The sequence below is a fragment of the Paenibacillus sp. FW104-T2 genome (assembly GCF_058789975.1).
On sequence record NZ_JBYTCE010000013.1, the window covers coordinates 125,030 to 140,549 of the forward strand.

At 47.4% G+C, this 15,520-nt stretch carries 15 protein-coding genes; 9 read left to right on the top strand and 6 right to left on the bottom strand.

Features of this window, described 5'->3' with window-relative positions:
- The first annotated feature begins 122 nt into the window (after positions 1-122).
- Positions 123-1,706 (top strand): glycosyltransferase family 39 protein, encoded by a 1,584-nt coding sequence (locus AC3WQ3_RS17660; protein ID WP_492472950.1) that lies wholly within the window; start codon positions 123-125, stop codon positions 1,704-1,706.
- Between the two features lie 4 nt (positions 1,707-1,710).
- Complete coding sequence (locus AC3WQ3_RS17665; RefSeq protein WP_492472951.1) at positions 1,711-2,292, top strand: hypothetical protein; 582 nt, start codon at positions 1,711-1,713, stop codon at positions 2,290-2,292.
- Positions 2,293-2,416: 124 nt separating this feature from the next.
- Here AC3WQ3_RS17665 and AC3WQ3_RS17670 read toward each other — a convergent pair whose 3' ends face one another.
- Positions 2,417-2,947 (bottom strand): hypothetical protein, encoded by a 531-nt coding sequence (locus AC3WQ3_RS17670; protein ID WP_492472952.1) that lies wholly within the window; start codon positions 2,945-2,947, stop codon positions 2,417-2,419.
- Positions 2,948-3,244: 297 nt separating this feature from the next.
- Here AC3WQ3_RS17670 and AC3WQ3_RS17675 point away from each other — a divergent pair, with 297 nt between their 5' ends.
- From AC3WQ3_RS17675 to AC3WQ3_RS17705, 7 genes are all read left to right on the top strand, one after another.
- A complete protein-coding gene (locus AC3WQ3_RS17675; RefSeq protein ID WP_492472954.1) occupies positions 3,245-3,817 on the top strand; it encodes an RNA polymerase sigma factor in 573 nt (190 codons plus the stop codon).
- Positions 3,792-4,646: a hypothetical protein gene (locus AC3WQ3_RS17680; RefSeq protein WP_492472956.1), complete on the top strand. Its 855-nt coding sequence runs from the start codon at positions 3,792-3,794 to the stop codon at positions 4,644-4,646. Before AC3WQ3_RS17675 ends, AC3WQ3_RS17680 begins: the two co-directional genes overlap by 26 nt.
- Positions 4,639-5,502, top strand: a complete 864-nt coding sequence (locus AC3WQ3_RS17685; RefSeq protein ID WP_492472957.1) for an ABC transporter ATP-binding protein — start codon at positions 4,639-4,641, stop codon at positions 5,500-5,502. The genes AC3WQ3_RS17680 and AC3WQ3_RS17685 overlap by 8 nt, the downstream gene beginning before the upstream one ends.
- On the top strand, positions 5,499-6,569 hold the full coding sequence (locus AC3WQ3_RS17690; RefSeq protein ID WP_492472958.1) for an ABC transporter permease: 1,071 nt from the start codon (positions 5,499-5,501) through the stop codon (positions 6,567-6,569). The genes AC3WQ3_RS17685 and AC3WQ3_RS17690 overlap by 4 nt, the downstream gene beginning before the upstream one ends.
- A gap of 144 nt (positions 6,570-6,713) precedes the next feature.
- Entirely contained in the window at positions 6,714-7,373 is a 660-nt protein-coding gene (locus tag AC3WQ3_RS17695; protein ID WP_492472960.1) for a hypothetical protein, read from the top strand.
- 30 nt (positions 7,374-7,403) lie between these two features.
- Positions 7,404-7,853 (top strand): SMI1/KNR4 family protein, encoded by a 450-nt coding sequence (locus AC3WQ3_RS17700; protein ID WP_336781419.1) that lies wholly within the window; start codon positions 7,404-7,406, stop codon positions 7,851-7,853.
- On the top strand, positions 7,850-8,296 hold the full coding sequence (locus AC3WQ3_RS17705) for a hypothetical protein (RefSeq protein WP_127538397.1): 447 nt from the start codon (positions 7,850-7,852) through the stop codon (positions 8,294-8,296). Before AC3WQ3_RS17700 ends, AC3WQ3_RS17705 begins: the two co-directional genes overlap by 4 nt.
- A gap of 126 nt (positions 8,297-8,422) precedes the next feature.
- Here the strand turns inward: AC3WQ3_RS17705 and AC3WQ3_RS17710 are convergent, their stop codons facing one another.
- The 5 genes from AC3WQ3_RS17710 to AC3WQ3_RS17730 all read right to left on the bottom strand — a co-directional run bounded on the left by AC3WQ3_RS17710 (position 8,423) and on the right by AC3WQ3_RS17730 (position 15,400).
- Complete coding sequence (locus AC3WQ3_RS17710) at positions 8,423-9,634, bottom strand: alginate O-acetyltransferase AlgX-related protein (RefSeq protein ID WP_492472961.1); 1,212 nt, start codon at positions 9,632-9,634, stop codon at positions 8,423-8,425.
- Between the two features lie 16 nt (positions 9,635-9,650).
- Positions 9,651-11,072: an MBOAT family O-acyltransferase gene (locus AC3WQ3_RS17715; protein ID WP_492472962.1), complete on the bottom strand. Its 1,422-nt coding sequence runs from the start codon at positions 11,070-11,072 to the stop codon at positions 9,651-9,653.
- Between the two features lie 106 nt (positions 11,073-11,178).
- Positions 11,179-12,336, bottom strand: a complete 1,158-nt coding sequence (locus AC3WQ3_RS17720) for a hypothetical protein (protein ID WP_492472963.1) — start codon at positions 12,334-12,336, stop codon at positions 11,179-11,181.
- An 18-nt stretch (positions 12,337-12,354) separates the two neighbouring features.
- Positions 12,355-14,631 (bottom strand): glycosyltransferase, encoded by a 2,277-nt coding sequence (locus AC3WQ3_RS17725; RefSeq protein ID WP_336781414.1) that lies wholly within the window; start codon positions 14,629-14,631, stop codon positions 12,355-12,357.
- 364 nt (positions 14,632-14,995) lie between these two features.
- A complete protein-coding gene (locus tag AC3WQ3_RS17730; RefSeq protein WP_095288594.1) occupies positions 14,996-15,400 on the bottom strand; it encodes a CBS domain-containing protein in 405 nt (134 codons plus the stop codon).
- Between the last annotated feature and the right edge of the window lie 120 nt (positions 15,401-15,520).

The following is a 15,520-nucleotide window of genomic DNA, read 5'->3' on the forward strand; positions in this document are numbered from 1 at the left end:
CTTTTTTGTGTTTAAAAATCATGTTCGTGGGGTCAGCGATAGCCGACTGGTTGAATTCAGCGATTTTTCAGTTAGAGCCATTATACTGTTTTCGAATCCTGTACTCGAAAAGGAGTTTTGGCATGTCTAAAGTGATCCATAAGACGCTTTATCTCATTCTTATTTTTTTTGTTGGTTTGTTTATTGTTTCGTCTCTATTCGTTCGAGCGCAGTATAATTATGGCCTTTATGGAGACAATCCGATCCTGGGAGCCCAGCAATGGAGTATTTTCCTTCCGGTCATCCTCCTGCTTCTGTTAGCGAGTATCGTGCTATACCGTCTCTGCCTGAGATTGAACAAGTACAGTCCAAAGGTCGTTATTCCGGTGGTTCTGCTATGTTCCATGGCGATTCAGATCGCGATTATCTTTGTGTTTCCAAGAGTGCCGACGGATGACTCCCAGACGGTCGTTTCTCTGGCGATGAGCATGCTCTACGAACAGGATTATTCCTCGTTTGAAACGGGTGGATATCTTCACATGTTCCCGTTTAACTTTTCCATCGTGTTATATCTAAAGACACTGCTATACCTGTTCCCGGATAACTATCTGGTGATCAAGCTGTTTAATATTCTGTTTTCAACGTTAACCACCTTGATGGTTTATCTCATTTATAAGCACCTGAACCCCCAATCTAAGGAACGGGATTACGGCGTTTTGATTTTTGCAGCGACCTACCTGCCTTCCTTATTCTTGAACAACCTGATTTATAACGATGTTATTGCGACGGCATTTCTGACATCCTGTTTATACTTTTTACTTCGGTTTGTACGCGAAAAATCATGGAAGGCTATTCTCTGTGCTGCGATTCTCCTCACCATTGGAAACTACTTCCGCAGTATCGGCGTGATTGTGATGATTGCCGCTATCCTGTACATCCTGCTGAACATGCGGAGTATCGGGTTTAAGAAGGTGCTGGGCTCCATCGCCGTACTGGCTGTTCTGTTTAATGTCCCAGGCTGGACCCAGAATGCCGTGCTGCAGTCCACAGGTACGGTAAGCGAACCGGTCGGCGAGAATTCGGCCCCCGTCTATATGTGGCTGAACATGGGGATTAACCTCGAACGATTCGGATTCTGGGACAATATGGAGAGCTACCAAATTTATCAGAGACAGGCCAATTACAATAAGGCCGACAGCACAGCACTATTTAAGCAGGAGATTGAAGCGAAGCTGTCGGAAGCGAGTGCCAGTGAACTGATTCAGATGTATTACAAAAAGATCATATGGACCTGGACCGAAGGGACCTACCAGATGGATCGATATGGAATCGGCAATGAAAGTGCCTCAGGCATGGGGAGAGGAAGAGCAGGCGGAATCGCAGGTTCCTACAGCTATACCAATGGGGTAACGGACTTGTTCCAAGGAGATTCCATCTATCGAACGGGTGTGCTTTGGGTCGTATATGTAATGAACTTCATGATGTACTGTTTTATTTTCGTTCGGTTGGTCCGGGGGATTCGTCTTAAGCGATATGATGAGGTCTCCCTGATTCTGGTGGTTCTCGGATTTATCGGATTCTACATTCTGTGGGAGATCAAATCGCGCTATATCTATCCGGTATACCCTTTGCTAATCGTGTTGTCCTATATGGGATTCAAGGATACGTATGAATTGATGTTCCAAAGAAAACTCGGCTGGGGACGGCTATCCCTGGGAAAAAGGTGATCTTATGCGAAAAAATTATTATTTCACATCTATTCTAATCCTACTGGCAGGCTGTGCTGTTCTGCTTGCTGCCTGTGATGTCATTACAGCCCAAAACATTACGAATACCGGTACAGCTCAAGCCATGAATGGCGAGGGAATGATGAATGGTGGTCCAGGTATGAACGGAGGAATGGAGAGAGGCGGAGGTATGAATGACCGGACAGGTGGACCGGATGATATGCGTGGTGCAATGAATGCTGATCTTACAGGCCGGATTGTCTCCATAGACGGAGATACTGTTACTGTAGCGTTACTTGAGTTTCAGGGCTTCTCTTCACAGAACTCCACTAACCAGGGTCAGCAGGACGGTTCTCCTGGCAGTGGAAGCAGGGGGATGAATGAAACTGGCGTTGAAATGAAATTAAAGCTGAATGCGGATGTTAGCATCACTAAAGGTATGGAGATGGGAAGACGGAGTAACACCAGTTCAGATACCAACGGGGCAATTCAGGTATCTGATCTGAAAGAGGGATATGTCGTCATGGTATGGTATAAGGAAAACACGGAGACAGTGGAACGAATGGCAGTTGTCCAGTCTGAATAAGTGATGAAGACAGCGGCAAAGAGATTTAGCGAGAAAATTTGAATTTGGTCCATCTTAAATGAGCACAGGCTACTCCCGGTAAAAGGGAGTAGCCTGTGCTCTTTCTCTTTATCTATTCTCAGATCTAATCCAGACTCAGATCAAAATCAGGCTCACACATGTAATCGATCGGATAGAGATCATCTCTGGCTGAAATTAATGCACGAAGGTGAAGATAAACATGGTTGGGCTGTACGACCACACCATCCATACTGTAGGGAGCAAGTTCAGCCACGACGAAGACGTCTTCCGCAGTGTTACATCTGAAAATAACGTTATTCGGGTTGCATACTTCCTCCATGTAGCTGTAAGTCATCACGTGATAAGCTTGTCCACGCCAATTGGTTTTGATGACTTTATAGGATTGTGTTGCCACAAGATCAATATAGCGTTCCAAGGGAAACGTATGTTCAAATTGTGTGATGTACCCTTTGTTATCCACATCAATTGTAAATTCCACATCATAGCTCACATGAAACTCTTCCTTATAGGTTCCCTTCATGATTGTCATAGCATCCAAATGTGATCCAAAATCAGGGTCTTCCATGTAGGGGATTGCAATGCGTTCAGGATCAACATGATCGGTAATTTGGCTGGTGCTTGAGATTCCTTTCATAAACTTTGATGGCTGAAGATTAATAGAACCAATCATTTTTCCAGCATATGCAGGGCTGCAGGTTATTCGCATAGTCATCTCCTTTGTTGTTCATCAGTAATTAGACGAAAGGCAGAAGAGAAAGTTTCACCAGAATAAGGAAGTGGGCTTGAGGACAATTTTAATAAAAAAGGACCTGCATGGAGCTGCATTTAGTTGCGTTCAGGCAACTTGTCGATTTCCAAATAAACGAATTAAACATTTTTGATCTTTTATGGCCAAGTTATCGTTAATTGAATTGAGGGGGGTGAGGGAGCGTTGGATGATGAAGAGTTGATTCATGAGATTCGCAAAGGCAGCCGGGCTGCAATGGAAGTATTGGTGAAGCGGCATTATCATTCGATATTTACTTATGTGTATCGGAAAACGGGAGACTATCATACCGCTTATGATCTGACTCAAGAGGTATTCGTAAAAATGATGAAGTCACTCGGCACTTACCGTGATAACGGAAAATTCAGTCACTGGCTGCTGAAAATTGCAGTGAATCATTGCATGGATTATTTTCGCGGACGCGAATTCAAACAGCAAAACAGGGAAAGCGAGTTAACGGAAGAGGCGCTCCCTGCCAGTGAGCATCAGAATGTGTGGAATATCTTCTACAAACGGCTTCAGAATGACCAAGTTAGGGAGGCAGTGTTACGTTTGCCAGATCAGCAGCGGGACGCGGTCATTCTGAATTATTACAACGGGCTGAAGATCAGGGAAGTCGCCGAGCTGACGGGAACCAATGAATCCACGGTGAAATCACGCATACGCTTGGGCATAGCCAAATTAAAGGAGATTATTGTGGGAGGTGAGCGGGATGAAACGTACCAAAAACCAAGATAAAAAGAAGCACACTACTGAATTCGAGATGGAAGAATTCAACGAGATTGCCCCTTATCTGGATCAATATGCGGTTGAATTTCCTTCTGAGATGGAGATTGATCAGACGATCCGGACACTGGAGGCATATATGCCTGCACAGGTGGACCAATTGAACGAACAACTACAACCATCACCTGGGAGGTCATTTACAGAATTGCTCCAGGTTGTTCGAGGAGAGGTCGCAATTTTCCACAGATCCTACTGGGTAATATGTGCATTGCTCCTGATCATTGGCTTCTGGTTAGGGGGGCACAGTTCGATCGATCCCTACATGAGCGGGATTGTTATGGTACCTGTTCCTTTTATTCTGGGGCTGCTGGAAGTGTTTAAAGGCCGGGATCAGGGACTGATGGAAATGGAACTCACCTGCAAAATAACATCGCAGCAGCTAATGCTCACCCGCTTGATCGTTGTACTCTCAGCAAATATGGTGTTTGTACTGCTGCTTATGCTGGCCATTTCCGGGGGGACTGGTGGTTCCATTTCATGGAGCGCCATGGCGCTCTGGTACGCCCAACTGATGGCTGCTGCAGGAGCTAGTTTGTGGCTGGCCATGCGTGTCCGGGGTGGTACAGCCGTGAGTATTTTATTGGTCATATGGTTCGGACTCATCTGGCTTATATTAAGCAATCCACGATTCATTAGTCTGGTGCAGACGATTCAAACGCCAGTGTTTATTGTGCTTGCCATAGGCGGAATCCTGCTGTTGATCAGCCAAATACACCAGATGACGCGTAAATATACATCACAAACAGAAAGAGGTTATTCCTTTGATATTGACCATGGATAACGTATCCAAGAAATATAGGAACAAGTGGGCCGTGAAATCATTCTCGCTGGAGCTGTCCAGCGGTGGTGTTTACGGTCTGCTCGGACCGAATGGGGCGGGCAAAACAACGCTGCTTCGCATGCTTGTCGATATCGCCAAGCCGACATCCGGCCAGATTTTGCTGGATGGACAACCGATTGAGCGGATGGGAGATCGTTATCGAAGTCTGCTGGGATATATGCCGCAGCGATTCGGATTTTATAACCGTTTCACGGCTCATCGATTTCTGATGTACATGTGTTCGCTCAAAGGGCTGAGTGCGCCTCAGGCCGCTGTTCGCGTACAGGAGACATTACGAATGGTGGATCTGGAACAGCAGGCCCAGCATAAAATCCGCACGTTCTCTGGGGGCATGCGGCAGAGACTGGGCATTGCTCAAGCCTTGCTGAATGATCCGCACATTCTGGTTCTCGACGAACCAACGGCTGGTCTGGATCCCAAGGAGCGTATTCGATTCCGTAACATTATCGGCGAGCTGGGAAGAGACCGGATTGTTCTGTTATCGACGCATATTATTTCTGACCTGGAGTTCTCGTGTAAGGAAATGATTCTGATGAATGATGGTCAGCTGATCACTCGGAACACACCTGAGCAGATCATGAACAGGATGCAGGGCAGTGTGTGGAAGGCAACGTTAACGCAGCAGCAGCTTGCAGAGCTGACTTCACATTTCAAGGTAAGTGGCTTGTCCTATCAGTCAGATGGCATCGTAGCCAGAATCTTGGCCAAAGAGCAGCCCGTACCGCAAGCTGTACCGGAAACTCCTCGTCTCGAAGACGTATACATGCACTATTTTGACGAGGAGGCGACATCGTGATTCGTTTAACCCAATATGAATTTGCCAAAATCATTACACGAAAAAGTGTTTATCTGGCACTCACTGGACTACTGATACTTCTTGTTTTATATACCTGTTTTGGACATTCCGGGCCGTTAAACGGTAAAACATATTATAAGCCTTACGAAGGAGCGATTACGGAGGAGAAGGTTCAGACCGCACGGGATCAGATGCAAACCGAGGGTTACAGTGACGAAAAGAACCAGACTCGTTATGGTGTATTTTATGAAATATCGATGTTCTCCCCGGAATCCACCAAAAATTTCACCCGATATGATGATAGCGGGAATGCCATGGAACGAACCGTAACCGTCTCCGAGATTCATTACAATAAGCCATGGGGCTATCTGCTGGAATACATTGATCAATTTGGAGTGCTCTTCATGATGATCATCATTCTGCTCGGACTGGCGCCTGTATTTGCAGAGGAATATGCACGGGGAACCGCAGCATTACTACGCAGCAGCAAACGGGGGAGAAGCCAAGTTGTATCGGCTAAATTGATGGCTTCCATGCTTTATGTCGTGCTATGTGTCATATTGTTTACAGGTATCAACCTGTTGATCTACTGGTTAAGGTTTGGAAATTTGGCTGGTGCAGATACACCTCTACAGAGTGTTGGCATGTATTTTCAGGGCTTTTATTATGACTTCTCTCCCTATCACTTATCGGCGCTTCAATATTATGGAGTACAGCTAGTCACTCACTTGGCAGGAAGTCTGGTCTTTGCTTGTGTTGTGTTATGTATCTCGGCGCTTTGTTCAACGTCATTTGTTGCCATGGTCATTAATGTTGCGATTGTAGGCGTGCCTTATCTGGCATTTGATGTGCTGAACTTCAACCCGGGATGGGCCAAGTGGATTGAGGAGTTTTCATTCAGTACCATGATGCGGGTAACGAGGTTATTTCAAACACCGGCTAGTTACTCTGTATTTGGACTGGAGCTGTCCTATTTAAATTTGTATATGATCTTCATGGCTGTAGTTACGATTAGCGTTGTATTTGGAATGTATCGTACATTCCGTACCCGCGAGGTGTTTTCCTGATCGAAGCCTTCTAGGGGAGATGAATATTCAATTGGAGTCCGCAGACATGCGGGCTTCTTTTATATGAAGGAACAGGATGTGATATTTCCAAACGTTCTTCAATTTTGATACATTGGTTATATACGTTTCGGAGGTATAGAACATATGGAACATTCGCTCCAGGAGCTCATGCGCAACGCGCGAGCGGAAGAGAATACCTTTTTATACATGCTTCATGAGGAAGCACGTTTTGATCAGTCGTTATTCTGGAAATATGTGAATAGTATTATGGAACTGACCCGTCTCACTGCGGACCAACCGCTGAATCGGGAAGTAGCGGGTGCCGTCAGCTTCACCTACTCCAAAGTCATGGAGTACCTGCAGTGGCATCACTCAGACTCCGACGTCTACGAAATCAAACATTTTCCATACGTTTATGCCCATCAAATAGTGAGCCTTCTCGGCGAGGTGGTTAACGGCTTTTATCAGGGAATTGTCCTGGATGAATCCCATTTCGATGAGGACTTTCCGAACCCGGCCTTTGCCGGCTTGGTGGCAAACGAACAACCAGCGACACTGCAGCTGGACTATTATAAACAAGAAACCAATGTGCACGCCCTCGGCTTCCGCGAGGAGGATGGGACGTACCGAATTGAGCTCAACGAAGAAGAGGACAGAGACCTGGTTGATTCCAAAGTGAGCCGCCGGGAGGTGGAAGGAACCTATCTCTTCCATGCCCCGGATGCCAGCAGCGCTCACCAATTATTTCATGAATGGGTAATGAGTACTTATGCACCCTACCGTTCTGCACTGAATCGATCATAATTGCGCCGTCAGTTGATTAGGAGGATGAATATGTTATCTAGTAAAGTTATTGAGTTTTGCCAAGGTAAGGGCTGGTGGCATGAAGATGTACCGAAGGAGTATGAGGAAGCACTGCAGAAGCTGAATATTGATCTTCAGTCGGATTTTGCCCAGTTTTATCTGCATGCAGATGATGGCCCGACCTTCTATAGCAGGCATCAGGAGATCTATCAGATCTGCTGGGTGATGGAGAATACCGTGTATTTGGAAGACATGACGGTGGCCCAGCTCACCCTCGGATTGCCTGAAGCTTACATACCGCTGGACAGCTTTGAAGGGGAGGGTGGATTCTTTTATAACCGGCAGACTGGTGAAGTGGTGCTGGTAGAGCTTGGGGAGTCGATTGAACGCTTTTTGAGCGGCGAGAGCAGCCCGCAGTGGCCTGATTTTAATACATTCCTGGAATGGTATTTTCAACTGGAGGAGGAGAAGGCGCTATGAAGGAATTGACACCGGAACATCCCGAACTGGAGAAACAGATTATTGAAACTGTTGAAGCAGGCAATGTGCTGGACGACACGCAGCAGCATGAACAGGCCCTGATCTATTATGATCAGGCATGGGGAATGCTGCCTGAGCCGAAGACAGACTGGGAAATAGCGAGCTGGATTGCTTCCTGCCACGCGAATGCACATATGAACTTGGGGCAGTATGCGCTGGCGAAGCCCTGGGCGGAATTATCGCTGCAAACGCGAGGGTCAGATATTAATACGGGTCCGCTCATTGAGCTGGGGACCGTCTGCATGAGACTGGAACAGCATGACGAGGCGTATTCTTATCTGCATCAGGCCTATGAGTACGGCAAAGAACGTGCTTTCCAGGGCAGCCCGCCTGACGTGCTGCACTATTACAAGGAACAGAAGCTGAAGCATGAACGAAACTGATTCTACTGGATCACAAAAAGAAAAGGGTACCCTGTCAGCCAAATCATTATTGGCTTTGGGTTACCCTTTTTTTATTTTTCAAGAACATACTGGAACGGAGGGGGCATCGTATGATCGTTCACTAATTTAATTGTTCGCCCCATAAGGGAAAAATTCTTCCACCAGATCCTGTGGTGAGATGGATACGAAGACATGATCCAGCTCCGTCTTGCTGGCAAAATCCATAATGTCCTCGGTGTAATACCTCGGATCAATGACGTAAATCTCGGACACAACCGTGGATAGGAAGGAGATCATCGGCACAGCGAGGGAGTCCTTGATGAACATGACTTTCAGACCATTCGGGTTATCCTTGTTCACCACATGAACAATCCCCTGGTTGCCGTACAGATACGTGAAGTACTTGTCCGCAGTCAGATCGTAAGTTGCTCCCTGCAAATTGAGTGGATAGGTAGTCAGCAGCGCATCCTCGAAGCGTCCGTTGAGTGTGGCTTCGGTCTCGCCGGTCTTGAAGTAAAAGGAATAGTTCGTCTTAAACTTCGGATAGATCAGGTCGAAGTCATCTGCACCCGCGAAGTATTTACCTGCTTTGCGGCCCTGCGATCCGATAAAAATGTCCTCATAGGGAATCACATTGTAGTTATGAATGTCTGTGAAATAATGATCCGGATCCAGCGACTTCGTGTACATGCCGTCCATATGATTCACGAGTTGGCCGAAAGCCCAGAACGCTGTCCTGATTTTCCAGTGATGGTCGGTTGTAAAGAACAGATCCTCCGGCGGAATGCCGCTCTCCAGCAAGCCTTCACGCAGGTCGAGTGTATCAATGCCGTCCTGCTTCAGATTGGCCAGAAAGCCATCGGCAGTTTCATTGTTATAGTTGTACGGAATGCCTTTCGGGAATGTGGTATAGCCACGCACGTATTTGTCCGGCGTCATGACATAAGTCAGCTTCGTTTGTGGATCCAAATGCGCTCCAAGCGCAGCAACCCGGTCGGACAGATCCTCCGTGTACGTTGGCCCGGTGGCAAAGTAGGTATAGTGCAGCTTGCCCTCCATGTCTTTGACAACCTCAAAGTTATTCTCCTCGTTTTTCCACATCAGGGACTGCAAGTATCCATAGGCTTCCACGAAGCCAAACTTCTCGAAGACATGTTCATTGATGTCCGCATCGAGCTGATGGATCAGTCCTTTGGTTTCAGAGATATCGTAGTCTCCGGAGGCCAGTGTTTGTTTGATTGGTCCGAAGGACTGAATGATATTCAGAACAGAGAGCGTCACCAGTACGAGAATGAAGAGGAAAGCAGTGATTCTCTTTTTCGCAAGAAAGTTATGCATGCTTGTGTGCCTTCTCTCAGAAATTAAAATAGATAAACGGATTGTAGGTACCTTTGACCAGATACGATACGCAGACCAGGAATAATAGAATGATCGTCAGCGGATAAACCAGCTCCAGCGGTTTGCGGAAACGGGCGCCATCGACCATCAACTTGTTCATCCGGGTGGCGATTGGCATGCAGAACAGAATGCCCAGAATGAAGAAGAATGCATATTCCTTGAGGAACATCCAGGTCGTGTCGCTCCAGAATCCATTACCGTATAGCCCAAACATATTGCCTAGATAGTGACCTGCCTGCAGAAGATCCGGTGACCGGAAGATGACCCAGCCAATCACAACGATAAACATGGCGTAGAGATGCCGCAGCGGGATGAAGCGTGTTCCTTTGTCAAAGCTGAAGATTTTCTCCAACGCGATGAACGCGAAGTTAATTAATCCCCACACGACGAATGTCCACTCCGCACCATGCCATACACCGGTAAGTCCCCAGACGATCAGCAGGTTGCGAATCATTTTATCCTTGTTGGTGACACGGGAACCGCCCAGCGGGAAGTAAACATATTCCTTGAACCAGGTACCCAGCGAGATGTGCCAGCGGCGCCAGAATTCGGTGATGGATCTGGAGATGTATGGATATCGGAAGTTCTCCTCGAACTTGAAGCCGAACATCAATGCCAGACCAATGGCCATGTCGGAATACCCCGAGAAGTCAAAATAAATCTGCAGTGTATAGGCAATCGCCCCAAGCCACGCCAAACTGGAGGACACTTCGGATGTGCCTCCCATGCTGAAGATGTGATCGGCGACAATAGCCATGCTGTTGGATAACAGCACCTTTTTGCCTAAGCCTACAATGAACCTGCAGCAGCCTACCGCGAATTTGTCCCAGCTCTCTTTGCGATTCACCATCTGATCTGCAATCGTGTTGTACCGCAGAATCGGTCCGGCAACGAGCTGAGGGAAGAAGGAGATATACAATGCAACGTAAAAGAGATTTTTCTGTACAGCGCCGTGTCCACGATAAACGTCAATCACGTAAGAGATGCCGTGGAAGGTGAAGAAGGAGATACCCAGCGGCAGTGCGATGTTCGGAATGCTGAGTCCGAAGCTCGTATTTTCGTTCACAATGCGCAGGGCAAAGGCCAGGTATTTGAACACAAACAGCATCCCAAGGTTGACGATCAGCATCATCGTAATGATGGTGTAGGCCGCTTTGCGCCTTTCCCTGAACTTGTCCACAAGCAGAGCGAAGACATAGTTGAAACAGATGGAGGCCAGCATGATCAGGACGAACCAGGGTTCACCCCAAGCATAGAAGAATAAACTCGCGACAAGCAGCAGCATGTTTTTGAGCGTAACCGAGAATCTCAGTATGTAATAGAGCCCGAGTACAAGCGGCAGAAAATAAAATAAAAAGACTACACTGGAAAAGAGCACTGCCTTTCCTCCTTGAGAATCATATAAGAATGCAGCATGCATTAACGCTAAATTAAGGCAGGCTGTACTCACATCCTGGGATGTGGTCCAGCCTGCCGCAGTTCAGCTACATGCTGAATGGACGTCTTGCCCGGCGCTGCTCGCGGCGGGCACGCCTTTGTTGGGCACGAGGTGTGTTCCTGCCCTTCCGCCACAGCCAGTAGGCCACAAGCGTAAGGATTCCGGCTGCCGACAGGGCAATGCGGATAAACCATGCCATCCAGGGCTTCATCAGCGGATCGGCGGGGTTTACCACCTTCGTTACCTGATCGGGAGACGGAATGGCGCGCTTCGTTCCATCCTTCTCCTGTACATTCATGGCCGTAGAACGGTCCAAGATAACGGGATAAGTCAGATTCCATTTTCCGTCCACGAGTGCGTGTATGATGAGACTTTCAGGTTGAACGGCAGTCTGGAGTGTAAGTAAGCCATCCGGTGTAATGGATGCCCCTTGCACAGGACTGTCCAGTTGAAAGGATGCATTCGGAATTCCTTTGCTGGAAGAAGAGTGAACTTCATATTGTGCAATGGCTTCACCAGCCTCCGGCTTCACCATTCGTTCTTCTCCCGTAATCTGCAGCATGGTTAGCTCATTCTCTGCAGCAGCTTCCTTCCGGGAAACCGGCTTGATGTTTCCGACCCGTAAGTTTAGCTTGGCATTCTCGGTGGTGGTCGTCGTAATGCCCCAGCCAGTGATTTTGCCCAGCTTGACCTGGCCTGACGTCTTAGCCTTGTCCTGAACCATCAGACTGGAGAAGGGGATGCGGATCTGTCCGACAAAGCCCGGCTCCAGTTCAATCAGACCTGCTGTAGGGTGAACCAATGTGGCTTCCTTGGTTGCCTTCGGAACGACGATGACATTTCGCTTATCCGCTACGGTAAGGGAGCTTTGATCTGCCCGGGTGATAACGACATTGAACGGTAATGTCATCTCCGATTCATTACGGATGGAGAAGGTCAATGCACCGTAGCTTGTCCAGTCCCTGTTCCGCAGTTCATAGATGTAAGCGGAATAATAGCCTTTTTTGAGTCCCTCGGTAGAGGTTTGAATCTGTATACTGCCGTTCTTATCCATATGGGTATCTACTTGGGCCCCGTTATTCCATTCACGGAGCGTACTTCCGCTCAGCTTAAGCTGTTCTGCTTGAACAGCCTGGACTGGAAGCAGGCTCGATAATGCAGCGAAACTGGCGGCAAGCATTAGTTGTTTCCACTTCTTGATCATGTGTACCTCGCCTCCGCTCTATAAATAAGCCATCTCGTTGAGTTCATCATTTGAGACGCTTTTGTCTTTGGATGTGACATTTGATCGGCCTGACTGCTGCTGCTCTCTATTCCACTGTGTAAGTAAAGACTCGAGAGCGGCCATCTGATGCTTGCGGGCGATGTCCTGGATGTTGGTCACCCGATACAGGTTACCTCGTTTGTTCCGCAGGGATTGTACCCATACACACTCCAGCGTCAGATCTTCACCAATGGGCAGGTTCAGCTCATAGATCAGATCCTGGCGGGACGTCTCGAGCAAAACATACTCATAGTTGAAATCAAGCAGGGTAACCGTACCATGTGTGGACGTTTCCACCGTACGGTTCAATGCAATACGTGCCAGCTTCCGGTTAGACATGAATTCACTCTGACCCCGGCGCACAAAATTCAGACGAATATCCTCAAATGTGCTGATATCCTTGTCCAGCTTCTGCGGCAGCGTTGGCTCACGATCATAGATCAAGTGCAGCAGCTGCCGCTGCTGCTCTTCTGTCATTTCCTTGACTGTAAAAGCATACTTCCAGCGATTTCCGATGGATGCCACATGAGCGATCTTGCCTGTGAATTCACTTGCATATCGATCGTTAACCAGCTTGATGCCGACCTCCATATCACTCGGAATATATTTCGGCGTATCCAGCATCACGGATATTCCGCCTTCCGAGAGATCATGCGTCAAGCAGGAGATCGTCTCGCCTTCAGTCGTAATCGTGCAGTCCACAGAAGCGAGTGAACGCTCGTGGTTTCGGAACACTTTACGTCCCGCTAGGAAGAAGATGGACATCATGATGTTATAGAAGTTGATCAGCAGCCAGTACAGCACGACCAGGAAACCGATGGTGCCCTGACTGAACGTCCAGTGAATGCAGTTCACGATACCAATGATGGACAGCACGGCCAGGATGAGATGGGGAATCATTTGTTTTATTTTGTATTTACGGTCATCGTTTTGCGCACCATCCTTGCGGGTAACGACGAATTTGTTCATCGTCATGCCCAGCGTCTCCATAATAACGGCAGGCAGCAGGGACGGGAACAGGATCGTTTCATAGACGTTGGTCCATTTGGTTGTTCGAATATTGCCCGACAGCATGCGCAGACAGGTATTGGTCAGGAGATACATTGGCAGCCAAAAAATCAAAATTTCAAGTATTGTGCATTTCACAACAAGAATGCCAAAGACGGCAAACAGAATTGGCGACATGATATACAGCAATCTCTTCAGCCCGGAATACCAGTAGGTTATGGAAGAGATATAATTTAATTTTTGAGCAAAACTCAAACCTTTCTTGAACAGCAGATTCATCTTCTTACCTGTCTGGATACAACCGCGTGCCCAGCGCTGACGCTGCTTGATTAAGCTCTTCAAGTCGCCAGGGGCAAGCCCGGATGCCAGTACCTTGTTGGTTGCGAAGCAGCGATACCCTTTGCTCTGCATTTCTATGCCTGTTGCAAAATCCTCCGTAATGGAACCTGTGTAGAAGCCGCCTACGTCTTCCAAAGCCTGTCTGGAGAGCACGGTATTGGTTCCGCCGTAGATTACGGAATTGGATTTGTTGCGTCCAACCTGCACGTCACGGTAGAAATAATCCTGCTCATTCGGAATCCGGTTCTCGGAGTACAGATTGTACTGGAATTGATCGGGATTGTAGAAGCTTTGCGGTGTCTGCACGAAACCGATCTTTTCTCCTGTCAGAAAATACGGAACACAGGACGTCAGAAAATCATGCTTCGGAATCATGTCGGCATCAAAGGTGACGATCAGGGGGGAAGAAGTATGTTTCATGGCGTTGTTGAGATTGCCAGCCTTGGCGTGTTTGTGCTCAGTCCGGGTCAGGTAGTTAATGCCCAGATGGGCGGCAAGCTTCCGCATCTCGGGACGATTGGAATCGTCACACAGATGGATATGTACCTTGGAACGGTCCGGATAATCCATATTGAGACAGCCGTTAATCGTTTTGAAGAGCAGGGAAGTGGGTTCATTGTAGGTCGCAATAAAGACATCCACATCCGGATATAACGCCTCTTCTACTACGGGAAGCTCCGGGTATTCAAGCCGGGTCATATTGTAAAAGTGGACGGCCAGTTCGAACATGCCGATGAGTTCGACAATAAGGAGGGCAAGACCAGCGGTCACGGCGAGAGGGCCATGGCCGAAAGGAATGGTGAAGAACGTACGCCAAATGACGTAAATACAAGACATGATCACCGTAGCTGTGACCAGAATCTTGTTGCGTGTACTTAAATAATTCAATGGAATACCTCTCTCTGATGTTTCTGAAATGGAGCTGCGCTGGAACCAAAAAGAACGTGCTTATTGTACTAAAGCATTCTGAACAAATTCTGAAAAAAACAATAGGACCCCTCCGGCGTAAGGGTTAATAAACAAGATTTATCCACTTAAATGTGTCGTATGATGATAATAATTGTAGTTATTTGTCGAATAATGCGCAATATGTTTATTGTTTTCATACACTAAAATAGCTTGAGAACGAGTTGACAGAAGAGAGCGTATGGAAGAAAAAGGGGAATATGGGCAGCAAAAAAGCGAGCAAGAAGTGCTCGCCTTTTTCTTCATCCATCTGCAGGGAAAACTGCAGGTGGCTTTCGTTATTGAATTAATCAGAAATGTTGCGCGTGTAATACTCAATAATATCCTTGCGCCGGATAATGCCAAGAAAGACGCGGTCCACGTCCACGACAGGCACGAAATTCTGGTCCGCTGCCAGTGTCAGCATATCCTCCATTTCTGCCTTGATGAAGACGCATTCATTATATACCCTGTTGCTAATCTCATGCACCTGGACCTGATCCATGTTATCAAAAGTCAGTCCGGGGGTGCTCCGCATTTTCCATAACAAATCGCCTTCGGACAGAGTCGCAACATATTTTCCGTCCTGATCAATCACGGGAATGGCGGTATAATGCTGTGCTTCAAGCTGTTCGAGTGCTTCCTTCATGGAAGCGGAGGACTTGATATAAGCCACTTCGTCTTTGGGGAGTAAAAAATAGCTGATTTCCATCATCGGGCTCCTTTGCCTGTAGTTTCACTCTCCTTATTTAAACATATTATGTGAGCATTCGGCTATTTTTAATGATAAATTCGTCAGATTTGTTCCATTGTTTCAGGAGCTCTGGAAATC

Excerpts from the sequence above, each read along its gene's own strand:
- AC3WQ3_RS17665 (WP_492472951.1), top strand. The coding sequence starts at position 1,711 with ATGCGAAAAAATTATTATTTCACATCTATTCTAATCCTACTGGCAGGC.
- AC3WQ3_RS17700 (WP_336781419.1), top strand. The coding sequence starts at position 7,404 with ATGTTATCTAGTAAAGTTATTGAGTTTTGCCAAGGTAAGGGCTGGTGG.
- AC3WQ3_RS17710 (WP_492472961.1), bottom strand. The coding sequence starts at position 9,634 with ATGCATAACTTTCTTGCGAAAAAGAGAATCACTGCTTTCCTCTTCATT.
- AC3WQ3_RS17720 (WP_492472963.1), bottom strand. The coding sequence starts at position 12,336 with ATGATCAAGAAGTGGAAACAACTAATGCTTGCCGCCAGTTTCGCTGCA.
- AC3WQ3_RS17685 (WP_492472957.1), top strand. The coding sequence starts at position 4,639 with ATGGATAACGTATCCAAGAAATATAGGAACAAGTGGGCCGTGAAATCA.
- AC3WQ3_RS17670 (WP_492472952.1), bottom strand. The coding sequence starts at position 2,947 with ATGAAAGGAATCTCAAGCACCAGCCAAATTACCGATCATGTTGATCCT.
- AC3WQ3_RS17730 (WP_095288594.1), bottom strand. The coding sequence starts at position 15,400 with ATGGAAATCAGCTATTTTTTACTCCCCAAAGACGAAGTGGCTTATATC.
- AC3WQ3_RS17695 (WP_492472960.1), top strand. The coding sequence starts at position 6,714 with ATGGAACATTCGCTCCAGGAGCTCATGCGCAACGCGCGAGCGGAAGAG.
- AC3WQ3_RS17705 (WP_127538397.1), top strand. The coding sequence starts at position 7,850 with ATGAAGGAATTGACACCGGAACATCCCGAACTGGAGAAACAGATTATT.
- AC3WQ3_RS17660 (WP_492472950.1), top strand. The coding sequence starts at position 123 with ATGTCTAAAGTGATCCATAAGACGCTTTATCTCATTCTTATTTTTTTT.
- AC3WQ3_RS17680 (WP_492472956.1), top strand. The coding sequence starts at position 3,792 with ATGAAACGTACCAAAAACCAAGATAAAAAGAAGCACACTACTGAATTC.